This is a genomic window from Pseudomonas sp. TWR3-1-1 (genome assembly GCF_049896545.1).
Taxonomy (GTDB): domain Bacteria; phylum Pseudomonadota; class Gammaproteobacteria; order Pseudomonadales; family Pseudomonadaceae; genus Aquipseudomonas; species Aquipseudomonas weihenstephanensis.
On record NZ_JAFCUO010000001.1, the window covers coordinates 774,097 to 797,309 of the forward strand.

Here is a 23,213-nt window from a genome sequence, read left to right on the forward strand (position 1 = left end):
ATGAGCCGTCCACACGGAACCGGGCACGTGCAGCCTGAAACTGGTAAAGTGCCGCCGTTATTACTTAAGAGGATTGTTCAATGGCTACTAATCGTTCCCAGCGTCTGCGCAAAAAACTGTGCGTTGATGAATTTCAGGAGCTGGGTTTTGAGCTGAACCTGGATTTCAAAGAAGACCTGTCGGAAGAAGCTATCGACGCATTCCTCAGCGACTTCTTGAAAGACGCCATGGAAGCCAACGGCCTGGGCTATGTTGGCGGCGACGACTACGGTCTGGTTTGCCTGCAAAAGCGCGGCTCGGTCACCCCAGAGCAGCGTGCTGCAGTTGAAGCCTGGTTGAAAACTCGCACTGAGCTGACCAGCGTTGAAGTCAGCCCGTTGCTCGACGTTTGGTACCCGGAAAAGCCAATCAATCCGGTAGCCTGATGTGATGCCGGGAGGCGGCCCGTGGGGTTGCCTCTCTGCTGCTTACTGCAAGATCCTCTAGCCCGTTCGGGCGTCGCTTAAATCCTCGTTATTGTGTGTCCGCTTAATATGGCGCGATCCTGTGTGCCCGGCGCGCCCTTGGCTACCAAACGCTTCGTGCCTCCTAACAGTTGCCGCAGGCGACGTTCGATTGCCAGGCGACCGTAAACCCGCTGACGGCGGTGTCTCAGAGCCTGCGCAGCGGGTCAATGCAACTGTCGGTGCAGTCTCAGGCTAATCAGCGTGCAAAAAAAAGGACAAGGCATGTGCTTGTCCTTTTCGCAGGCGGTTAGAAATCAGTCGTAAATCACTTTCTTCTTCCAGTCGGCATCCGCGTCATCGGTTTTCAAGCCTTCAGTCAGCTCGTTGACTTCGTCTTTGGCCGGTTCAAGGTTGGTCAGCACCAGCGAGTTGGCGCGCACCAGTTGCTCTTCCATTTCTTTGAGTGCTGCGCTGTACATCGCAGGCTCTGGTTGTTTGCGCAGGTATTGAGCGCCGCGCTCATAGGCAAGACGCGCCTGGCCCGGCTGATTTTGCTGAAAGGCGAGTTGGCCCAGGTTATTGAAAAACTCGATGTGCAGCACCACGAGCAAGTGCCGAATTTCTTTGATCCAGCGCTTGGCTTCGGTGGTGGCCAGAAAGCCGTCCTGAACGGCGCGGGTGATTTGCCCGTGCAGGGTTTCCAGCAAAAAGCGCACATCTTTGGCTTTGGCTTCAGTCAGGATAGGGCCGGGCGGGTTGTTGACCGGGATCGATTCACCTTGGCCGATCAATGCATTGAGTTCAGCGACCCGGGTCTTTAAAGGCGCGCTGCTTTTTTGCAGGTGCAACAAGCGTTGTGTGGCATTAAGTTCAAGGCGTGCCAGCAGGTGTTTGAGTGCGGGCGACATCAGTTGGCCAGGGAACGTCTCGCTGACTTCGCTGCAACGACGCACACGATCTGTCAGCTCAACCTTTAAGCGGGCCTTTTCCAATTTGTTGTTTTCCACCACATGGTTCATGTAACCGATGGCGATCAATAGGACGATCCCGGCTACTACAAGCAGGGTGATCATGGATGGCGTCAACGTGAAAACCTCTTTGGATGGTCGGTGGGCTTTATTGTCTAAACGTGCAAACGGTCTTGAGGTGGCTGCCCTCGTCTATTAGAGAGGTTGGACTGCTAGCGGAAGTACAGAGTGCCACTATTGCACGGTGCCAACTATAACTCCTTGTAGGATGTCGGAATATAGGCGTCAGGACATCGGCGCCGTACGGTGTACGAAATGAGGTGAAGATGGGCGAAGTCATTGATTTCAATATATTTTCATATTGGGGTTGACGACTTATCAAACCATCCCTAGAATGCGCGCCAATTGCAGCGTAAAGCACACAGCGAAACGCGGTAACCAGTGAAGTTGTAGCGTGTCCCCTTCGTCTAGTGGCCTAGGACACCGCCCTTTCACGGCGGTAACAGGGGTTCGAGTCCCCTAGGGGACGCCATTGCGGGAATAGCTCAGTTGGTAGAGCACGACCTTGCCAAGGTCGGGGTCGCGAGTTCGAGTCTCGTTTCCCGCTCCATTTTTAAGCAGCTTCGCTTTCGGGCGGGGTTGAGTGAAAGCCAGATCATTAACTCCGGTTATGTGATTGGCACTGAAATGTACGTGTACATTTCGGGCAACGTCCCCTTCGTCTAGTGGCCTAGGACACCGCCCTTTCACGGCGGTAACAGGGGTTCGAGTCCCCTAGGGGACGCCATTATTGCGGGAATAGCTCAGTTGGTAGAGCACGACCTTGCCAAGGTCGGGGTCGCGAGTTCGAGTCTCGTTTCCCGCTCCAAATTTTGTTTTCTGACGCTTAACAGTGTTCAGGAAGCATAAAAAGATCAGCCAAGGCTGATTTTTTTTGTGTCACAAGCAGCTTTGCTTTCGAGCGAAGTTGGTGAAAAGCCAGAGCGATAACTTCGGTTACTGTGCCTGGCACTGAAATGTACATGTACATTTCGGGCAACGTCCCCTTCGTCTAGTGGCCTAGGACACCGCCCTTTCACGGCGGTAACAGGGGTTCGAGTCCCCTAGGGGACGCCATTATTGCGGGAATAGCTCAGTTGGTAGAGCACGACCTTGCCAAGGTCGGGGTCGCGAGTTCGAGTCTCGTTTCCCGCTCCAAATTTTGTTTTTTGGGGCTACGCAGTTTCAAAAAACACCAGAAAAGCAGCCTTGGGGCTGCTTTTTTTGTGTCTGCGATTTTGCAAGCCCAGCCCTGTTCAATCCGCTCTAAGCAAATAACCAATCGATCTGCAAGAAACTCACCGCTCGCGCCACAGAAGGTTCTTCTACTTCTTTATTGAGCTTCAGGATGGCGCACTACTTTGATCTTGCCCAGCAACAACACATTCGCACCTTGGCCCGCAGCTTTACCGGTCGTACTCAATGGCCCACCTGGCTATTGCTGATCGCTGTTCCCGGAGCGTGGTTTGGCCTGCTGTTCATCAGCCCGTTGATAGGGGCTTTTTGGACAATCCTTTTGTTGATACCGGTGGTCGTGTTGTGGATGTCGGTGCAGCACGAGCTGTTACACGGCCATCCCACGCGGGCGCTGTGGTTCAACAAACTGCTGGGGTATGCGCCTTTTGCCGTGTGGTACCCGTACACCTTGTACCGGGACAGCCACTTGCTGCACCACCGAGACCATGATCTGACCCTGCCCGGTATCGACCCGGAAAGCCGTTATCTGCTCAACCGCCAATGGCCTGAGTCGCCCAAACTGCTGCGTGGATTGCTCTGGCTGAACAAGACTGTGGCGGGGCGGGTATTGATCGGGCCGCCACTGGCCTTATGCGGGCTGGCCACGCAAGAGTTTGCACGCTTGCGCCAAGGTCAGCGACAGGCATGGTGCATGTGGCTGACGCACGGTTTTTGCACAGGGTTGATGTTTGCCTTTATTGCTCACTCCAGCGTGCTGTCGATCTGGCAGTACGTGTTCCTGGTATCGGTGCCTGCGCTGTCCGTGGGCGCGTTGCGTTCTTACTATGAGCATCGGCCTGCCGAACGGCCCGAACAGCGAACGGTGCTCAATGAGGCCGGTTGGCCCTGGGCGTGGCTGTTTTTGCACTTGAATTTGCATTTGGTGCATCACGACCTGCCGGGCTTACCGTGGTTTTACGTGCCGACGGTGTACCGGGCTCGGCGCGCGCAATGGATTGAGCGCAGTGGTGGCTTCTTGGTTGAAGGCTATGGCACGTTCCTGCGCAACAATAGCGTGCGCGCCATCGACAGCCCTCAGCATCCCTTTCATTAATTGCACCAGGAGTCTCCTATGTCGGGTCGTTACGCAGCCCTCGCGATGTATGTAGCGCCGCAGCCGGTGCAGGCCGCCAATGAGCAATGGCTGACACGCATCATGCAATTGCTGGGAGACACACGCGCTGATGCGCAGGGGCTTGAGCTGAGCGCGTTGTTTCGTGCGCCTGAGCTGCTGCTGACACAAACCTGCGGCTACCCGTTGATGACGCAACTGCGCGATCAGGTGCAATTGATCGGTCGTCCGCACTACGAATGGCCGCACAGCACGGGCGGCAGCCATTGCAGTGTGATTGTCTGCCGCGAACAGGATCCGCGTCGCACATTGACTCAATTTCGCGGCTGCCGCGCGGTGATCAATGACGAGCATTCCAATAGCGGCATGAACCTGTTTCGTCATCAACTGGCGCCCTTACAGCAGGGTGGGCGCTTTTTTTCGTCGGTGACAATCAGCGGGGCGCATCAACACAGCCTGCGTTGGGTCCAGGCTCAGCGCGCAGATCTGGCCGCTATCGACAGCGTGACCTTTGCCTACCTTGCGCACTACGCGCCTCAAGAAGTGGCGGGCATTCGAATCGTTGCCCGCACGGCCCCCAGCCCAACCTTGCCGTTTATCACGTCTATCGGCACGAGCGCGCAGGAGGTACAGCGCATTCGCACGGCCATGAACACGGCACTTGAACAGTTACCGCAGGTGGGCGAGTGCCTGGGGCTGCGTGAGGTGCTACCCGCCAGCCTGGCAGACTATGAATGCCTGCTCGATTACCAACGCGAGGCGACGCTTCAAGGCTTTGAGGTGCTGCAATAGCACGCCACTGTGCGCGTTTATATATCGAAAATGAATGTTTAAATCATTTTTTAATATTTAAAAGAAATAAAGGATTTTGCTAGGATCGCCGCACCGGATCACCGGACACCTTGCTTTCATCTTATTTTTTGGAGCCTGTATGTCCGGGGCCGACCTTTCTCATCGTGATTACGTGAGTCAGCTTTTCAGCGCTCACTATGTTTGGCTGCACACTCGTTTGCGGCGCAATCTGCATTCAGACAGCTACGCTGAAGACATTGCAGCCGACACCTTTGTCCAGTTGCTCAACGTGCCAACCCCAGGGGGTATTCGTGAGCCGCGGGCATTATTGACGACCATCGCACAGCGGCTGGTGTATCAACTATGGCGCCGTCGTTCGGTAGAGCGGGCCTATTTAATGACTTTACCCCTGCACGATACGCAGGACGTGCCTTGCCCCGAGTCTATGGCGCAGTTACATCAAACCTTGCGCACGGTGCAGCGTCAGCTCGAAGGGTTGCCCGACAAGGTCAAATCAACCTTTGTGCTCTCGCGGGTGAACGGCATGACCTACCCCGAAATAGCCGCGCAGTTGGGGATTTCCCAGCGCTCGGTCAGCGATTACATGAACCTTGCGCTGCGCCGGTGCTCCAAAACAGGCATTGCACCGTTTCAAGACCGCTCCTCCAAAACAAGAGAATCTGTATGAATAATCTGAAAAAGTGGCTCGGTGGCTCGCTTCTGGCGTTAGGACTCATCACGCAACCGGTTTTGGCGCAAAGCCAGAAGCCCCCTGTTTATTTCGGTGATATCACCTGGGAAAGCGGCAGTTTGATCACCGAAATGCTGCGCTTTATCACCGAGAAAGGCTACGGCGTCGCCACAGACACCTTGCCCGGCAGCACGGTCAGTCTTGAGGCCGCCCTGGCTAAAAACGACATTCAGGTGATTGGCGAAGAGTGGGCTGGCCGCAGCCCGGTGTGGCTCAAGGCGCAAGCTGAGGGCAAAGTGTTTGGCTTGGGCGATATTGTCAAAAACGCCAGTGAAGGCTGGTGGGTCCCGGAGTATGTGATCAAGGGCGATGCCGAAAAAGGCATCAAGGCGCTGGCGCCGGACTTGAAGTCGGTCAACGACCTGGCGCGCTACAAAGAGGTGTTCCGTGATCAGGAAGACCCGACCCGTGGCCGTTTCCTTAACAGCCCCACCGGCTGGACGTCTGAGATTGTGAACAGCCAAAAGCTCAAGGCGTATGGTCTGGACAAGGATTTCGTGAATTTCCGCACCGGCTCGGGCGCGGCGCTGGATGCCGAAGTCAGTTCCTCGATTCGTCGTGGCAAACCGGTGTTGTTCTACTACTGGTCACCGACCCCGCTGATTGGCCGCTACAAACTGATCAAGCTCGAAGAGCCGGCCTTTGATGCCGAGGCCTGGAAGACCCTGGCTGACGTCAACAACCCCAACCCCAAAGGCACGCGCTCGTTACCGGCGAAACTGGCGATTGGCGTTTCAGCGCCTTTCAAAGCCGAGTACCCGCAGTTGGTCGCGTTCTATGAAAAGGTCGACTTGCCCATTGATTTGCTCAACACAACGTTGGCCCACATGAGCGAAAAGCGCACGGAGCCACGCAAGGCCGCTGAAACTTTTTTGCGCGAGCAACCGCAGATTTGGCATGCCTGGGTAACCCCTGACGCGGCACAAAAAGTCGATGCAGCGCTGAACTCCAAATAACTCACTGACACGAGCACTGCATGTTTCCAGACAACATGACGTTTTCCATCGCAGGCTGGGTCAACGACGGCGTGGACGCGCTGGTCAGCCATTACGGCGATGTGTTCAGGCACATCTCCGACACGCTGCTGTGGGCCATCATCAACCTTGAAAACCTGCTGCGCATCACCCCCTGGTGGCTGATGCTGGCCATCGTGGGGGCGATTGCCTGGCACGCCACCCGTAAAGTCCTCAGCACATTGGTGATTGTTGGCCTGCTGTTTCTGGTCGGTGCCGTCGGGCTGTGGGACAAGCTGATGCAAACCCTGGCGCTGATGATGGTGGCCACGGTCATTTCGGTGGTGTTGGGGGTTCCGCTGGGTATTCTTGCGGCGCGCAACAATCGCTTGCGGTCGGTGATGATGCCCTTGTTGGACATCATGCAAACCATGCCCAGCTTTGTGTATTTGATCCCGGTGTTGATGCTGTTCGGCCTGGGCAAGGTCCCGGCCATTTTTGCCACGGTGATCTATGCCGTACCGCCCTTGATTCGCCTCACCGACCTGGGGTTGCGTCAGGTCGACCGGGAAGTGATGGAGGCGATCAACGCGTTTGGCGCCACCCCTTGGCAGCAACTGTTCGGCGTGCAACTGCCGTTGGCGATGCCGAGCATCATGGCGGGCATCAACCAGACGACGATGATGGCGCTGTCGATGGTGGTCATTGCGTCGATGATTGGTGCGCGGGGCTTGGGCGAGGACGTGCTGGTCGGCATACAAACGCTCAACGTGGGCAAGGGCCTGGAGGCCGGGCTGGCGATTGTGATTTTGGCAGTGGTCATTGACCGTATCACTCAGGCTTATGGCCGACCTCGGCATGGGCCTCAGGAATGACAGACGTGACAATCAATAAAATCGAAGTGCGTAACGTGTTCAAGGTGTTCGGCAATCGCGAAAAAGACGTCCTGGCGCTGATTCGCGAAGGCAAGAGTAAGGAAGAAGTGTTGGCCAAAACGGGTTGCGTGATCGGGATCAACGATTTGTCGCTGTCGATCCGTGCCGGTGAAGTGTTCGTCATCATGGGCTTGTCCGGTTCCGGCAAGTCGACGCTGGTGCGTCACCTCAACCGTTTAATCGACCCCACCAGTGGCCAGATCCTGGTCGACGGCCAGAACATCCTTGATTACGACATGCCCGCATTACGCCAATTCAGGCGGCACAAAATCAGTATGGTGTTCCAGAATTTCGGCCTGTTGCCGCATCGCAACGTGGTCGAAAACGTCGCGTATGGGTTAAAGGTCAGGGGCGAGCGGCAGGCGCAATGCGATGAGCGTGCACGGCACTGGATCTCCGTGGTGGGGCTGCAAGGTTATGAGCACGCCTTTGTGCATCAGCTGTCGGGGGGGATGCGACAGCGAGTCGGTCTGGCTCGGGCGTTGGCCACCGACACCGACATCATCCTGATGGACGAAGCCTTCAGCGCCCTCGATCCGTTGATTCGCGCCGAGATGCAAGATCAACTGCTTGAGCTGCAACGCACGCTGCAAAAGACCATCGTGTTTATCACCCATGATCTGGATGAGGCGCTGCGCATTGGCAATCGCATCGCCATTCTCAAAGATGGGCAACTGGTTCAGGTGGGCACCCCGCACGATATTTTGCAGGGCCCGGCCGATGACTATGTGGACCGTTTTGTGCAACGCCACCGGTCCAGCGTTTAGTCGCCGGGCATTTAGCAATACCCGCTTACCACCTCCCGTCACGTCTCATCACGTTGAATCACGCACTCGGGTTTGGCTGACGATTACCCCGTCAGCCAAACCGCCCTTTAGTGATTCAATGCGATGGATTGGCCATGAATAAACTCTCTTCCAGCCCCGATTTGATTGCCCGATACAGTCCGTTGGGCAGCTTTGTCCATCAGGACTTTGCACCTCGTCCTACCTTTCGCGGTGTCGCCATGCAGTGCTTCAACAGCCTGTTGCGCGACAAGTACCCGAACCTGAATGTGGGTGACGATACGCCGTTGTGGATCGCTGAGCCGTTCACCGTCACCCGGCAGGGGCAGCCCCCACGTTATCGGTTCATGGCGCTGGTTGAGGTACTGATCCAGGGTTACATCAATGCTGAGCCGGTGCACTTGATACAAGGCTTTCATTGCCTGACCACCGACTCAGATACATCGCTGCGCACTGCATTGCCGGTGGATATGGGCGAGGTCCAACAGCGGCTCAATGACTGCGCCGAGGTATTAATGCAAGCCTATCAGCAGGCGTTGGCGCAGTTCTGGAGCGAAGCCACTGAGCGCGGTCTCAGTCCGGTTCAATGGTTACAGCAGGTGCTGCAAGGCAGCCTGAGCGCGGTCATTGCGCAACCTGACTCATTGCTGGTTCTGCCTGATGATCAGGCCGCCGCCTTGGCGGTGGTGGCGAACTTCCCGAGCGCGGCGGCCCGCTCGAAAATGGCTGAAGAAACTCCCCTGCACGCGTATCTGATCAATATTCAATGCATTGAAGCTACGCAAACTCAGCGCTTTAAATTGCCGGGGGTAGCGCTGATCACACGTCAAATGCCTGACCGCCTGTTGGTGCTCAGCTACTCGCTGGCGCAGGGAGTCGAGGTGTTCGATTCTCTGCAACAGTTTGGTGTCGCTTTGATTGAGCGGGTGCAAGGCACATTGGCGGGGCCATCGTTTACCTGGTCGTTAGAGGAGCCAGAAGGCAATTTCTTTACCGGATTGGCGCTGACGTTGCTGGATCAACAGTTGCGTCAATTGACCCTTACGGGGCAACGCGCTCAAACAGAGCATTGGAGTATGGGGCTGTTGGCACAAACGCTTGAGACTCAGAGCGCAATGTTCACTTTTTTCACCCCGCCTGAGCGCGCCGAGCTTGATCGGGTGGTAGCAACACTTCCTGCATGGCTCAAACACGCCAGTGCACAGGATCTTATGGCGTACAGCACGCTGATGGCCGCTCAGGCGACCGGGCAGCAGCCGCATGGCGAGACCTTCATGGACGGCATCGTGTCGCTACCGGCATTCGCTGCCCAAGTACTCAATGCGCGCATCCGGCTGGACTACCCGCGCGCTGCGGTCGAGGCGTCCAGGATCGACATTCACGATGTGTCGATTGAAAGCCTTGAGCTGGGGTTGCTGACCGAAGAGGTCATTCCACTGCCCGAGTTCGCGTTGATGTACGTCGGTGGTAAACCGTCGGGCCTGATGAGCCTGAGCGCTCACGATCAGCAACCGCTGCCGGTTTGGTTGACCTCGGCCTACCTGAAAAATGTGTTGAATGAACTCGATATTGGCAGTCAATACATCGCTTTGATCAAGCGCTTAATGGTGGATGATCGGGTTGAATCGGCGCGTCGCCTGGCGCTCTACACGCAGCAATTGAGTGTGCAGCTACCCCTGCGCGCGCTGGAAAACAAAATCAGGTCTCACGCGGGTTTTACAGAGGCCGGTTGGCAAATGCTCAATCACCTGCTGAACGCTGACTCGGCGCATGATCCAGTGCATGATCGCTTGTGTGTCAGGCCGCTGGGTTTTTACGCCTATGAAGGGGCTGTGCCCAATTATGTGGCCAACATGTTTGTGCTGGGTCCCAGAGATATTCGTACGGGCCCGTTTGTGCTTTACCGTCCCTTTGCCGGTGACGCGTTGCTGGAGTTTGCAACGTGGCAAGCCTTACTGGCGGCGATCAATCAGGCGGGTGAATTGCAAGAGACTGTACTGGCTTGGCTCGATGACGATGCGCGCGGTTTATACGCAGACGGCGGTTTTGAACGACCGCACCTTGAAGGTGTGCTTCTGGAGGGTTTTTTGGCGCTCTTGCCGCGCACGCCGGCCACCCTCAGCACGGACCGTATTATTGGGGGAATGTATACGGCGATGTTTTATGCCAATGCCCAGGCATTGATCACTCTGTCAGACCGGCAAACCGTATCGCGTTCGGAGCGCCGCTGGATACTGTTCAAGCGCTATGCATGGACGATCTTTAACGGTTTGACGTTTTTTGTGAGCGGCCCGCTGCAAAAAGCCGCTTGGCTGTTTCAAATTCTGATCAGTCTTGAGAATGGCTTACAAGCCCGGATCGACGGTGACAAACAGGGCGCTGCGCAGAGCGTGATTGATCTGTTGTTCACAATCAGCCTGGCGCTCTTGCACCAAGGCATGCGGTTTAAAACCGGTGCCAGCGAGCCGCTGCGCTTTAAGCCGCCCATTGACGAACCGATGATGAACTTGCCCGAGGTTGAAAAACCGGTGCCTGTTGACGCGCCTGCAATTTCACCCATGAGCCAAAAAATGGTGTCGAGTATCAATGGGGATTCTGCGAGCCGCTTCTCGACCCTGGATGGCTGGTTCAGTGCTTCGCGCCAGCTCACGGCAAGCCAGCGCGTGAGTCTTGAAGCGTTCGCGGTAGACGTTGACCTCTCCCTGAGTACCGTGATCGAGGTGGGCCCGTTAAAAGGCGTTATCAATTATCAAGGCAAGTCATTCGTGCGACTCGACGGCAAGGTTTACCGCATCACCCGTCAGGCCGATGGTCTGGCCGTGCAGGATGACAAGCAGCCTGAGCGGCTGGGGCCAAGGCTTAAAACAGATGGCTTGGGCCAATGGGATCTCGATTTGCGCCTGGGGTTGCGCGGGGGCGGGCCGAAGAAGCGTATTCAGGCGTTACGTGCGCAAAAGAACGCAAAACTGGGCGAACTCGCCCTTGAAGAAGAACGCCTCTTGGACGAGCTTAAACGGCGTGATGCGGTGCTGAAAATCAGCGAGCAATTGCTGACAGCCAATCCTGAACGGGTAGCACAATTTGTTGACCGTTATGAGCGCGATGTCGGTCTTTGGCGAGCGACGAAACTTGAGTTGGTCAAAGTCATGGGCAAGGCCAATAAGTTGATGCCGACCGAGCGCTTTGAGCAAAAGATGCAAGAGGTGTGGCCGCGTGTCGTATTGAAGCTGTTCAGATTACAGAACTACCTGGAAGAGGCACTTCGCGTGTTACCGGTTACCCGGTTGCATGCGGATTATCTGGATGGGCTAAAGGCGGCACTGAACGGTATCCAAGAAGGTACCAGCGCGCCGTACGAGCAATGGGTTGCGCATTTAAAGCAGGCAGAAAAGTTGGAGGAGCGGCTATTTGATAATTCGGTGCTTGAGTCAGAAGCCATTACACAAGCCACGTTAAGACCTGTGACCAAAGAAAGTGCATTGGTAGAACTCATGCAGCGGCCTGATCGACAATATTTTGATCGCCATTGGGCAGTGAGTTATCTGGAAACCCTGAGTGAGCTTCTGATTCGGCGTGATGCAACGGACCTTCTGCCTGAAGAACAATATGCGTTCGATCTGTTTGGGCAAGGCACCTTGATTGATACGGCCTGGTCACAACTGTACATGCCACGCGAAGGTGCATTATTTGATCCTCAACACATCGAGTTGTTCGACAGTGCAATCGAGCAATACGCGTCCGCCGACGCCCTATGCGTGAGCCTTGAACAACTAGGCTCCGAACATTTTCGCAATGAGTACCTGCCTTCCATTCGCCGTGTGCTGGAGCATCTGAGCGGGTTTGCCGAGACACAGCTGGAAATGGTCATTCGCGAGTCAGAAAGTTCCTCATCTGAAATGGATGAACCAAGGCCGGGGCCCAGCAGCCAGATGCGGGTGACGGGTGCGAAAGCCACGCCCTTGAATCCGGCACAAAAGATCATTAAAACCACCAAAAGACAGACCTTGCTCGGCATCAAGCGTGAGTCCCCCACCGAGCCTGGCGATGAAATCGTGGATGTAACCGAGGGCATCGACCGCATGCAGGTGCGCTCCTTTCGCCAGCTCGAAAACGGGCAGTGGGAAGAGATCGGCAGTACCCGTCCTTCAACTGTTCAGGTTTCGCATGGCAAGAGTCTGGTGAGGCTGGAAGCTGACGCTCGCACCTTGCTGGGGCGTTTGGCCAAGGTGATTCAAGACAATCGGGCAAGTGCTGCGACGTCAAAAATCCCGATCGAAATTGAGGAAATACTGGCGTTCAAAGCCCGGTCGATGGAGGAGGTGGGCAAGCAGATCGAGCAGGTGGTCATGGCCACGCCTGCGGATAGCCCGACCTTGACGGAGGCGCGTAGAACCGTGGTGCTGGCATTGAGCCAAGACCTTGCGATGGGGGCAAGAGACTTGCGTGTAGAAGGCAAAAACTTGCGCATTCAGATCATCAAGCGACTGCCCCCCACCGGCCCCAATGTCGACTATTTAAAGACTCAAGGTGAGATCACTATCGCGCCGGAGGGGGCGCGGCGGCATTTGTCCAGAGGGCAGCGCAAAGATTACCTTCAGGAGTATGCGATCAGAGACAAGGACGGCAAGGTGCTGTGGTTTGCGCATTTTCACTACCCCGCGCTTGACACCCCTGCGGCGGCTTTTGATGTGGCCCACTTGAAAACCGCAGAGCAGCGAACGTTGAGTGAACAGGCGCTTTACGCCCGTGCCAAGACGGCCCACGCCTATATCGAGGTATACCGCGCCAAAGTCGATAAGGCGTTGGCACAGCGCCTTTTTCTGTCAACGCCATAGGGCCGGATAACCGGCTACCGCCTCTCATGCATGAGCATTGGTTTTAATCAGCGCATCCGGTTTGGCCAGCGCCCTGGCGCGCAGGCTAAACCGCTCTGTGATGACTAACGCAATGGACAGCCCATGAAAACACTCTCATCGACCACCGACTTGATCTCGCGTTATTACGTGATGGGCAGTTTCGCTGCCCAGACCTTTGCCCCACACCCAACGTTTCAAGGTGTAATCGCCCAGTTTTTAAACGAGCAATGGTTGGCAAAATTCCCCACCAGGCGCGTCGATATAAACCGGGTCACATTGGCCGAACAGGTGCCATTCCCGGACCCTTTTTCCTCACAGGCCGACACCGCGCCGCTGCGTTACCGCGACATGGCCCTTATCGATGTGATGATCCAGAGTTATATCGACGGTACGCCTGTACGGCTATTGCCCGGCGTGCATCGTCTGAGTTCTGACGCGCTTGTGGACGATCTGCACCTGTTGAGCGTTGGCATCGAGCAAGTGCAGAGCCTGATCAATGACTGCGCCCCGTTGTTGGTACAAGCCTACCAGTACGCGTTGACGCGCTACTGGAGTGAACAGGGGGAGCGCTCGCCCAGCCCTGTTCGATGGTTGAGCCAGGTATTGCAAGGGGGGTTGACCTCGGCCGTGCAACATTCAAATCCGCGCCGGGGGCTGAGCCCGGAGCAGGCTGTGGCACTGACGGTCGTGGCGAGCTTTCCTGATAAGGCTGAACGCTTGCTCGGCAGTGAAGAAACGCCCTTGCATGCGTATTTGGTCACCGTTGCGCGTAACCCCGCCGACCTGTCTGACGCTGTACACCTGCCGGGCCTGATGCTGGTGACGCGTCAAATGCCAGGCCGCCTGCTGGTGCTCAGTTACTCCCCGGAACAAGGGATTGAACGATTTGACTCGATTGAAGCGTTTGGTTTGTCGTTGAGTCGTTACCCTCAAAGCAGGGCGGCGGGTGATTCCTTCAACTGGGGCCTGCATGAACCCGATGGCCACTTTTTTACGGCCCTGGCGCTGACATTGCTGGACCAAAAAATCGAAGAAACCGGCGGCATCGGCATCAAGGCACAGCAAGAGCGCTGGAGCGTTGAGCAATTGGAGCTGTCGTTCGATGATGCCGGGGCAATGTTCCCTTTCTTCAGCCACCAGGAGCGGCCTTACTTCGAGCATGTGTTGTCTAAACTGCCGTCATGGCTGGCTCAGGCCAGTTCATTGGACCAACTGGCGTACAGCAAGCTGATGATTGCGCAGGTCATGTGGCAGTCTCAGAGTAAGGGGCAAACGTTTTTAGACGGTATTGCCTCGCTGCCTGCATTCGCTGGCCAGATGTTGACGGCCAGTATCAAGTTGCAACACCCCCACAGCGCGGTAGAGGTGACGCGCATTGATATTCATCAAGTGGTGATCGAAAACCTCACGCTGGGATCAACGCGCGAGGAAATCACGCCGTTGACCGAATTTGCGCTCAGTTACACAGGCGCCAAGCCGTCGACGCTGATGGCGGTTGTGGGCCGTGAGGGGGAAGCGTTGCCTGACTGGCTCACCGTGGATTACGTGAAAAACCTGGTGGACGGGCTGGACATTGGTCCGCGCTACATCGCGCTACTCAAGCAGACACTGGTAGACGATGAGGCTCAAACCGACCGCCGACTGGCGTTGTACAAAAGCCAACTGAGCCTTCAGTTGTCATTGCTGGCACTGGAAAAGAAAATCAAGGGCGAGTCCGGGTTTACGGGCAGTGGCTGGCGCCTGTTACATCGCTTGATGCGCCCTGATGCGCTGTTGTCGGCGCAAAATGGCCGCTTGTGCGTACGCCCGCTGGGCTTTCATGCCTATGCCGATGCGCCAATGAATCCAGTCGCCAACATGTTTGTATTCGGCCCGCAAGCAATCGAGTCAGGGCCTTTCATTCTGTACGCGCCTTATGCGCGTGAATCATTGCGTGAGTTTGCGACGTGGGCAGCTTTGTTAGATGCCATCAAGCAGCCTGGCGAACTCCAGAACGTGGTGCTGGCGTGGCTCGACGACCAGGCGCGTGGGCTTTACAGCGACGGTGGATTTGAACGCCCGCATCTGGAAAGCGTTTTGCTTGAGGGCGTGTTGAGCCTGTTGCCGCGTAGCCCTGCAACCCTCAGCACACAGTATTTGAGGGGGGATTATGTTGAAGCGTTGTTTCAGGCGCATGTGGACACGCTCATCACACTGGCCGATCACACGACCGTGTCGACGTCCCAGCGGCGCTGGAATTTATTCAAGCTCTGTGCGTGGACCTTGTTCAATGGCTTGACGTTTTTTGCCTGGGGGCCATGGCAACAGGCAGCCTGGCTGTTTCAGACACTCATCAGCCTGAGAGGCGGTTTGCAAAGCCTTCAGGCCGGAGACAAACAAGCATTCACACAAGCGGTCATCGATGCGTTGTTTAACATCAGCTTGGCACTGCTGCATGAAAGCCTGAATTTCAACGGCCAGCTCAATGATCGGCTGCGCATAAAAACGCCGGTCGATGAACCGGTCTTTACGGTGTTTGACGATGAGGCCGGGGCGCCGGTTGAGAAACCCGCGCCGATTGCGCTAACGCCCAAAAAACTGCCAGACAGTCACCCGGCCACCGCTGTGCAGTCTTCAGCGCTGGATTTCTCATGGTTCAGCCCTAACCTGCAACTGACCCCGCGTCAGCGTCAGGATCTTGCGACGTTTGCGGTGAATATCGACCTCAACCAGGGACTAAAAAATGAGGCAGGGCCGCTGCAAGGCATCATCAGTTATCAGGGTAAATCGTATGTGCAACTGGATGGCCAAGCCTACCGCGTGACCTCTCAAGTGGACGGCCTGGTGATACAGGACAGCAAGCAGCCTGAGCGTCTGGGGCCGCGGCTCAGGCGGATTCAGGCTGGCCAGTGGGGGTTGGACATGCGCTTGGGCTTGCGCGGCGGAAGCCCGAAAAAGCGGTTGGAACAGGCCCGCGATGAAAAAATCAAATTGTGCGATGAAATCGTCACCGAAATTGCACAGTTACAGCTTCAAGGTACTCAGCAAGAGCGTCCATTAAAGGTAACGGAGGGCTTGCTGGAGCTGAGTGGGGCGTTGCGGGCGGACTTTGTCACGCGCTATGAAGCGGACCTTAAGCCGTGGGCAGAGGGCCACAAGAAAAAGCTGGGTTTAATGGCCCGCGCAGAGACAATCATCTCGGTGCCGGGGGTCAATAAGGCGATACAAGAGGGCTGGGCAACCCTGGCGCTGCGTTATTTCAAACTCCATGGTTACCTTGAAAAACAACATAAAGCCTTGCCCATGGGCGCTTCCAGTACCGTGTACTTCGATGCCCGCGAGCTGGCGCTGCAAGGCATCAAGGCGGGAAACCCCGCGCTTTACGAACGCTGGATTGAAGAGGTCAAACAGATTGAAATACTGGAAAGCCGGTTATTCAATCAAGTGGACAATCAACTGGAAGTGCTGGGCAAAATTCGCAAGGAATCGTTGCCTAAAGGCAGTGACTTATTGACGTTGCTGGCGTACCCGTTACGTGATCTGTTTACGCGCAATTGGGTGGTTCGTTATTTGGAGACGCTCTGCGAGCTGGTGCTCAAAAAGGACGCCTCTGGTGTGACGGTTGAAGAGCAGCGAGCATTCAGCGTGATCAGCCAAAGTTCGCTGATTAACTTTGCCTGGTCGCACATTGGTTTGGCGCGTGAAAAGGAGGGTTACGCTGCTGAGCATTTTGCGTTGCTCGAAGGCTCGATCAAGGCTTACCAGGAAGTCGAAAGTATTTGCCTGAATTTGCAAACGCTGCATTCGGACTTCTTTAGAAACGAGTACCTCGCCTCATTGGAAGAAGTGGTTATTCATTTGCGTACATTTGCAGAAACGCAGTTGGCCATGGTGATTCGCGATTCGGAAAGCTCTTCTTCCGAGCTGGATGAGCCAAGGCCCGGGCCAAGCCGACTGATGAGGCCGGTGAGGACCAAATCGAAAAGTGAAATGTTGCGCCAGCGCACCTTCAAAACGATGACTGAACAGACCTTTTCCGGCACGTTGCGCGAACCCGTTGCGGGCACCTCTGCCGACATCGTGGACGTTGGAGCGCAGTCAGGCGATGGCCTGCCACGGTCGTTGGCGGCCTATCGTCGCCTTGAGGGCGATCAATGGGAGTCGATCAGCTCCAGTGGGCCACCGTCACCGATTCCCGAATTGAACTCGATGCGCAAAAACTTGGCGCGGCTGATGGGCGATGGGCGCTCGCTCCTGGCGCGCGTTGACAGCGCCATTCTTGAAAACAGAGCGCGGGCGGTGACGTCCAATATCCCGCTTGAACTTGAGGAAATCATGGAGTTCAAGGCGCGTTCGCTTGAGGCCATTGCTCAAAAAATAGATGAGGTGGTGGCCGAACAAAGTGCCGAATACACAGCGTTGGGGCAGGAAGATAAAGCCCTCACACCGACCTTGAGCCGTGAGCTTAAAGCGGGTGCTCTCAAGCTGCGTGCCGAGGGCCGGGCGTTGAGGATTAGCCGGCTCAAGCAACTGCCGCCGACGGGTGCCGGGGTTGAATACCTGAAAATGCAGGGAGAAGTGGTCATTGCTGCTGTTGGGGGGCGCCGATACCTCTCCAAGGGACAGCGCAAAGACTACCTGCAAGAGTTCAGCATCAAGGACAGGCAAGGCCACGAGTTATGGTTCGCGCATGTCCATTACCCAACGCTGGGAGCGGCGGTGAACGACTTTGACGTCGCCCATCTCAAGCTCGCGGATCAGCGTTTTTTGAGTGAAAAAGCGCTCTATGCCAAAGCCCGGGACCCGCACGATTACATCGCCGTATACCGCGCAAAAATGGACCGCGAACAGGTGATCAGAGTCTTTTTGGCGCCGCGCAAGGAGGCCTCCGGTGGCTGATCGAAGCGGGCACTCAGTCCAGTTCGTAGCGCACCGAGAGCACGCCTTTTTTTTCGGTAACCGCTAGCACTTTCACGGCTTGCAACTCGCCCAGCGAACGCACATGAGTGCCGCCGCACGGGTACCCTGGCAGGTCACCAAAACTGACCGCGCGCTGTGAGGCGTCGAGGTGCAAATGCCGGGGCAGGTCGGCGCTGATCCAGTGCGTGAGTTGTTGCTCAATGGCCCTTGCGTCCAGTGTTTGGGGCTGTTCGCCGGGTATAAAGCTGACCCGGCATTCACCCGGCCAATGGTGGGCTTTGGTGGGTATCCAGCCCGCCTGTTCGCCCACCACGCCGATCAAGTGCCCGGCCGAATGCAGTCGGGTATTCAACTGGCGACGCTGGGCATCGACGCGAACCTGTACCGGGCCAAGGGCAACGGGTTGCGTGAGGTAATGCACGATGCTGTCGTGTTCTTGCAGCGCTTTGAGTACTTCACTGTCGCCGATCCAGCCAATGTCTGACGGTTGCCCGCCACCTTGCGGGTGAAATGGCGTGGCCTGCAGGGTCACGGCAAAGCCTTCTTCGTGGGGAGTGCATTGCATCACCACGGCATCGGCAGTCAGTGCGTCGTCGGCAAAATAAAGGCGTTGAGTCATCACGGTGTCCTGATCGAATTCTTTTCTAGTATAGAAAAGCGCACTCGGTGTGATAATCCATGCAAATTTCAATGGACCTGTGCGTCATGAGCATAAATCTACCGTTGTCGTTGTTGGCTGAAATGGTCGTGTTTGTGCGGGTGGTTGAGGCCGGGAGCTTCTCTGAAGTGGCACGCCAGCTGGGTACCTCACCGTCGGCTGTCAGTCGCAGTATTTCGCGCCTTGAAAAAGCGCTGGCGCTGCGTTTGCTACAGCGCACCACGCGTAAATTGCGTTTAAGCGAGGGCGGTGAGGCCGTATTCAAGCGCTGTTGCGAGGTGGTGGGGGCGGCCCAATCGGTGATGGAGCTCAGTGGCCAGTTTACGCAGGAGCCTGAAGGCTTGATCCGGGTCAGCGTGCCCAAGGCCATCGGGCGCTATGTGATTCACCCGCACATGGCAGATTTTTTGCGCCGTTATCCAAAAGTCGATGTGCAGATGATGTTGGAAGATCGCTACGTCGACCTGATTGATGACAACGTTGACCTGAGTATCCGCATCACTGACCAACCCGCGCCGGGGTTGGTGGGCCGTGAGCTGTTTGCGCTGGAGCACGTACTGTGTGCCACGCCCGCTTACCTGGCTGAACACGGCATACCGGCCCGCCCCGAAGACTTGCGTACGCACAGTTGCATTTACCTGGGGGAAACCCCGGCGGATGCGCGCTGGAAGTTCAAGCAGGGCAGCAAGTCAGTGACCGTCGGGGTGCACGGGCGGTATGCGGCGAATCACACCGGGGTACGGCTGGAGGCGATCTTGCAGCACATCGGGATTGGCAGCGTGCCGTATTTCACGGCGCGCCACGCATTGGATCAAGGGCTGATCGTGCAAGTGCTGCCGGAGTGGAGTTTTATTGCGTCCTACCATGGTGGCGTGTGGCTATTGCATGCGCCATCGCGTTATCTGCCGCCCAAGCTGCGGGTGTTTATTGATTTTCTAGTAGAGCGAATGGCGCAGGAGCCGACACTTGGCATGCCGCATAAGCAGGTGTAGCCACAGGTGCAGCATTGGGTGCTGTGTGCCAAAAAAAGGCCCGCCAGGTTAAACCGGGCGGGCCTTTGAATGTTCAGACACGCACTCAGTGCTGGGTGCTGTCTTCAGTCACGGGCATGACCATGAACTGCTTTTCCTGATTCCAGTCGAACGGTTCGCCGTTCAGTTCAGCTTCATGACGGCGCTCTTCCAGTGCCTGGTACATGTCCAGTTCTTCATCCGAGAGGAAATTGAAGCACGCGCCGCCGAAGTACCACAGCAGGTCACGGGGAACCAGATGGGCGATCTGCGGGTAGCGTTCGATCACCTGGCACATGATGTCCTGGCCCAAGTACTGGCTGTTGATCGGGTCAACCGGCAGCGAACTGCGCATGTCGTCAAAGCGTTCCAGGAATAACGCGTGGCTTTCCTCAGGGATCTGCTCAGCGTCACCGACAGCAACCAGGATGCTGCGCAGAATATCGAGCAACACGAGGTTGTGGTTCAGATCGTTGGTGGCCATTGCGGTGTCCTCTAAAGCAAAACGGGCGCGGGAGTATAAAGCCCCGCGCGCCCGCTGTCGTGCTATCGAATCTTTCCTTCGCTGTGAGTCAGCTCCTCTTTGGAGAAATCATCCACGTCAATCACCTTGCGACGTGCGGCTTCGGCCTCGCGCAAGGTCTGTGCCTCATCGGGTTGCAGCACGCCAGCTTTCACGCCTGCCTCAATCGCCGGTTCGCCGGCGGCGGGGTTGACCTGACCGCTTTTAAGGCCCTCATGCAATTTTTTGAACAGTGGATGGGCGGCGCTGAGCAGTTCGCTGGCGTGTTGCAGGGCGCCGACAGGATCGTCAGCCGATTGTGGGCGATAGCAACCTGCCAACACCGCTTCAAGGGTCGGGTCGCCCTTGGCGCGGCCCAATACAGCGGCGACTTCCGCGTCCAGCGCATCGGACGGCCCGGTGTGGCGACGTCCAAACGGGAACACGATGGCGCGCAACAAGAAGCCCATTGTGCGACTCGGGAAGTTTTGCAGCAGCTCATCCAGCGCGCGCTCGGCATGGCCCAGGCTTTCTTGCATGGCCCAGTTGAACAGCGGGTTGAGGTACTCGGGCGAGTCCATGTCGTGGTAGCGCTTGAGTGCGGCCGAAGCCAGATACAGGTTGCTGAGCACATCGCCCAGACGTGCGGACAAGCGCTCACGGCGTTTTAACTCACCGCCCAGCAGCATCATGCTCAAATCGGCCAGCATCGCAAAGGCTGCGGCCTGGCGATTAAGCGCGCGGAAGTAACCTTGGCTCAATGCATTGCCGGGGGCTTTTTCAAAGCGGCCAAAGCCCAGGTTCAACACGAAGGTGCTAGCGGCATTGCTCACCGCAAATCCGATGTGGTTGAGCAGCAGTCCATCAAATTCGTGCAACGCTTGCGCGTGATCTTCGCGCCCGGCCAGTGCCATTTCCTTCAGTACAAACGGATGGCAGCGGATTGCACCCTGGCCGAAGATCATCAGGTTGCGCGACAGAATGTTTGCGCCTTCGACAGTGATGAAGATCGGCGCTCCTTGCCAGCTGCGGCCCAAATAGTTATTGGGCCCCATGATGATGCCCTTGCCACCGTGAACGTCCATCGCATGGCTGATGCATTCGCGGCCGCGCTCGGTGAGGTGGTACTTGAGAATGGCCGACAGGACCGAGGGCTTTTCGCCCAGGTCCACTGCGTTGGCGGTCAGCATACGGGCGCTGTCCATCAGCCAGGCATTACCGCCAATCCGGGCCAGGGCTTCTTGAATGCCTTCGAAGGCGGCCAGGGGCACGTTGAATTGCTCACGCACTTGCGCATATTGCCCGGTCACCAGACTGGTGAACTTGGCGGCGCCAGTGCCGACCGCCGGGAGCGAAATCGAACGCCCGACCGACAGGCAGTTCATCAGCATCATCCAGCCCTTGCCAAGCATCTCCTGGCCGCCGATCAGGTAGTCCAACGGGATGAACACGTCTTTGCCGCTGTTCGGGCCATTCATGAAGGCTGCCCCCAGTGGCAAGTGACGGCGGCCTATGTCGACGCCCGGTGTGTCGGTGGGGATCAACGCCAGGCTGATGCCCAGGTCTTGTTCCTCGCCCAGCAGGTGGTCCGGGTCGTGGGCCTTGAACGCCAGCCCCAGCAGCGTGGCGACCGGGCCGAGCGTGATGTAGCGTTTTTCCCAATTCAGACGCAGGCCGATCACTTCTTCGCCTTGCCACTGACCTTTGCAAATGATCCCGGTGTCGGGCATGGCGCCCGCGTCAGAACCCGCGAGTGGGCCGGTGAGCGCAAAACAAGGGATGTCATCCCCCCGGGCCAGACGTGGCAGGTAATGGTTGCGTTGCGCGTCGGTGCCGTAATGCAACAACAGTTCAGCCGGGCCGAGTGAGTTGGGCACCATCACCGTGGAGGCCAGATCGCCGCTGCGGGTGGCAAGTTTCATCGCCACTTGCGAGTGTGCATAGGCCGAGAAACCTTTGCCGCCGAATTCTTTGGGGATGATCAGCGCAAAAAAACCGTGCTCTTTGATGTGTGCCCACGCCTGGGGGGGTAAGTCCATGCGCTGGCCGATGTCCCAATCACTGACCATTGCACACAGTGCTTCGGTCGGGCCGTCGATGAAGGCTTGTTCTTCTTCTGTGAGTTGGGCCTTGGGGTAGGCCAGCAACTGGTTCCAGTCGGGGCGGCCACTGAACAATTCGCCGTCCCACCACACGGTGCCCGCGTCGATGGCGTCGCGTTCGGTTTGCGACATGGGCGGCAGTGTTTTTTGAAACCAGTTAAAAAGCGGCGCGGTGAATACTTTGCGCCGCATATCAGGCAGCAGCAACAGGGCGGCGGGGACCGCCAGCAGGATCCAGAAAATACCCAACAGCCAGCCCGGAGCATGACTGAACAGGCCCATGGCGAGTAGATAGACCGCGACCAGGCCCATAGCGGGCAGCGGGGCAACGCGACGATGCGCCAGCCAGGCGACGCCAACGATTAAAACCACAATCCACAACAACAGCATATTCAATCCTCCGTGAAGCCAGGGGCGGGCACCTTTGTGAGCTTAGTCGCAAGTCGTGATCAAGGCGTTATGGATAGTGACCTCGCGTGGGAGGCGGAGTTCGTCTGGCAAGGTTAGACTCCCCCGGCGTCTATCAATCAGGAGTTGAGTCATGCTCAAAGTGTGGGGTCGCAAGAATTCGTCAAATGTCAGAAAAGTGCTGTGGTGTGCCGAGGAGTTGGCGCTGCCTTACAACCGGGAAGAGGCCGGAGGTGCTTTTGGTGTGGTCGATAGCCCTGAATATCGGGCGTTGAACCCGAATGGCCGGGTGCCAATGATCGAGGACGATGGCTTCGTGTTGTGGGAATCCAACACCATCGTGCGTTATTTGGCGGCCAGATATGGGTCAGACACCTCTTGGTATCAACGTGATGTTTGCGTGCGGGCGCAGGCCGACAAGTGGATGGACTGGACGACATCCTCATTCGCCGGGCCGTTTCGTGATCTGTTTTGGGGCATCTTACGAACCCCGGCCGAACAGCAGGATTGGGTGCTGATTAACGCCGCGAGTAAACACTGCGCCGAATTGTTATCGCTGGTCGACCAGGCGTTGTCACAAAAGCCTTACCTGTCCGGTGATGAAATCGGCATGGGGGATATACCGCTGGGATCGTTTATTTACGCCTGGTTTGAAATGCCCATCGAACGCCCGGGCATGCAGCACCTGGAGGCGTGGTACGAGCGTCTGAAGCTGCGCCCGGCCTATCGCAACGCGGTCATGACTGCGTTGACTTAATACCCACTATTAATACGGGCGACTGTACTTGTGCGTCGAGGCCA

The 23,213-nt window shown here is 56.8% G+C and carries 15 protein-coding genes and 6 tRNA genes; 17 read left to right on the top strand and 4 right to left on the bottom strand.

Going from position 1 to position 23,213, the window contains the following annotated elements; translation table 11 throughout:
- The first annotated feature begins 80 nt into the window (after positions 1 to 80).
- Complete coding sequence (locus tag ACP7A4_RS03695; protein ID WP_426245576.1) at positions 81 to 425, top strand: YggL family protein; 345 nt, start codon at positions 81 to 83, stop codon at positions 423 to 425.
- Between the two features lie 335 nt (positions 426 to 760).
- On the opposite strand, the gene ACP7A4_RS03700 is transcribed toward ACP7A4_RS03695, so the two are convergent.
- Positions 761 to 1,519, bottom strand: a complete 759-nt coding sequence (locus ACP7A4_RS03700; RefSeq protein WP_177332339.1) for a hypothetical protein — start codon at positions 1,517 to 1,519, stop codon at positions 761 to 763.
- A gap of 351 nt (positions 1,520 to 1,870) precedes the next feature.
- Here ACP7A4_RS03700 and ACP7A4_RS03705 point away from each other — a divergent pair.
- From ACP7A4_RS03705 to ACP7A4_RS03770, 14 genes are all read left to right on the top strand, one after another.
- A tRNA-Glu gene (locus tag ACP7A4_RS03705) sits at positions 1,871 to 1,946 on the top strand.
- A gap of 2 nt (positions 1,947 to 1,948) precedes the next feature.
- Positions 1,949 to 2,024: transfer RNA gene (locus tag ACP7A4_RS03710), tRNA-Gly, on the top strand.
- 101 nt (positions 2,025 to 2,125) lie between these two features.
- Positions 2,126 to 2,201, top strand: a tRNA-Glu gene (locus ACP7A4_RS03715).
- Between the two features lie 5 nt (positions 2,202 to 2,206).
- Positions 2,207 to 2,282 (top strand) — tRNA-Gly (locus tag ACP7A4_RS03720).
- 172 nt (positions 2,283 to 2,454) lie between these two features.
- Positions 2,455 to 2,530: transfer RNA gene (locus tag ACP7A4_RS03725), tRNA-Glu, on the top strand.
- Positions 2,531 to 2,535: 5 nt separating this feature from the next.
- Positions 2,536 to 2,611 (top strand) — tRNA-Gly (locus tag ACP7A4_RS03730).
- Between the two features lie 190 nt (positions 2,612 to 2,801).
- Positions 2,802 to 3,743 (top strand): fatty acid desaturase, encoded by a 942-nt coding sequence (locus tag ACP7A4_RS03735; protein ID WP_426245578.1) that lies wholly within the window; start codon positions 2,802 to 2,804, stop codon positions 3,741 to 3,743.
- 18 nt (positions 3,744 to 3,761) lie between these two features.
- Positions 3,762 to 4,553 (top strand): phosphate/phosphite/phosphonate ABC transporter substrate-binding protein, encoded by a 792-nt coding sequence (locus ACP7A4_RS03740; RefSeq protein ID WP_426245580.1) that lies wholly within the window; start codon positions 3,762 to 3,764, stop codon positions 4,551 to 4,553.
- Positions 4,554 to 4,692: 139 nt separating this feature from the next.
- Complete coding sequence (locus ACP7A4_RS03745; RefSeq protein WP_059762797.1) at positions 4,693 to 5,241, top strand: sigma-70 family RNA polymerase sigma factor; 549 nt, start codon at positions 4,693 to 4,695, stop codon at positions 5,239 to 5,241.
- Positions 5,238 to 6,260 carry an ABC transporter substrate-binding protein gene (locus tag ACP7A4_RS03750; RefSeq protein WP_203302893.1) on the top strand — a complete coding sequence of 341 codons (1,023 nt, stop codon included), beginning with the start codon at positions 5,238 to 5,240 and terminating at the stop codon, positions 6,258 to 6,260. Before ACP7A4_RS03745 ends, ACP7A4_RS03750 begins: the two co-directional genes overlap by 4 nt.
- Before the next feature lie 20 nt (positions 6,261 to 6,280).
- Positions 6,281 to 7,132 carry an ABC transporter permease gene (locus tag ACP7A4_RS03755; RefSeq protein WP_203302894.1) on the top strand — a complete coding sequence of 284 codons (852 nt, stop codon included), beginning with the start codon at positions 6,281 to 6,283 and terminating at the stop codon, positions 7,130 to 7,132.
- Positions 7,129 to 7,959 (top strand): quaternary amine ABC transporter ATP-binding protein, encoded by an 831-nt coding sequence (locus ACP7A4_RS03760; RefSeq protein ID WP_426245583.1) that lies wholly within the window; start codon positions 7,129 to 7,131, stop codon positions 7,957 to 7,959. The genes ACP7A4_RS03755 and ACP7A4_RS03760 overlap by 4 nt, the downstream gene beginning before the upstream one ends.
- 134 nt (positions 7,960 to 8,093) lie before the next feature.
- Positions 8,094 to 12,812 carry a dermonecrotic toxin domain-containing protein gene (locus ACP7A4_RS03765; protein ID WP_426245585.1) on the top strand — a complete coding sequence of 1,573 codons (4,719 nt, stop codon included), beginning with the start codon at positions 8,094 to 8,096 and terminating at the stop codon, positions 12,810 to 12,812.
- 123 nt (positions 12,813 to 12,935) lie between these two features.
- Positions 12,936 to 17,711: a dermonecrotic toxin domain-containing protein gene (locus ACP7A4_RS03770; RefSeq protein ID WP_426245587.1), complete on the top strand. Its 4,776-nt coding sequence runs from the start codon at positions 12,936 to 12,938 to the stop codon at positions 17,709 to 17,711.
- Between the two features lie 13 nt (positions 17,712 to 17,724).
- Here ACP7A4_RS03770 and ACP7A4_RS03775 read toward each other — a convergent pair whose 3' ends face one another.
- Positions 17,725 to 18,351: an alanyl-tRNA editing protein gene (locus ACP7A4_RS03775; protein ID WP_203302898.1), complete on the bottom strand. Its 627-nt coding sequence runs from the start codon at positions 18,349 to 18,351 to the stop codon at positions 17,725 to 17,727.
- 86 nt (positions 18,352 to 18,437) lie between these two features.
- Here ACP7A4_RS03775 and ACP7A4_RS03780 point away from each other — a divergent pair, with 86 nt between their 5' ends.
- A complete protein-coding gene (locus tag ACP7A4_RS03780) occupies positions 18,438 to 19,382 on the top strand; it encodes a LysR family transcriptional regulator (protein ID WP_059762790.1) in 945 nt (314 codons plus the stop codon).
- 85 nt (positions 19,383 to 19,467) lie between these two features.
- Here ACP7A4_RS03780 and ACP7A4_RS03785 read toward each other — a convergent pair whose 3' ends face one another.
- Complete coding sequence (locus ACP7A4_RS03785; protein ID WP_048362921.1) at positions 19,468 to 19,884, bottom strand: PA2817 family protein; 417 nt, start codon at positions 19,882 to 19,884, stop codon at positions 19,468 to 19,470.
- Between the two features lie 62 nt (positions 19,885 to 19,946).
- Positions 19,947 to 22,394, bottom strand: coding sequence for an acyl-CoA dehydrogenase (locus ACP7A4_RS03790; protein ID WP_426245590.1), 2,448 nt, complete (start codon positions 22,392 to 22,394; stop codon positions 19,947 to 19,949).
- Positions 22,395 to 22,545: 151 nt separating this feature from the next.
- On the opposite strand from ACP7A4_RS03790, the gene ACP7A4_RS03795 reads away from it, so the two are divergent.
- A complete protein-coding gene (locus tag ACP7A4_RS03795; RefSeq protein ID WP_059762787.1) occupies positions 22,546 to 23,169 on the top strand; it encodes a glutathione S-transferase in 624 nt (207 codons plus the stop codon).
- Positions 23,170 to 23,213 lie beyond the last annotated feature (44 nt).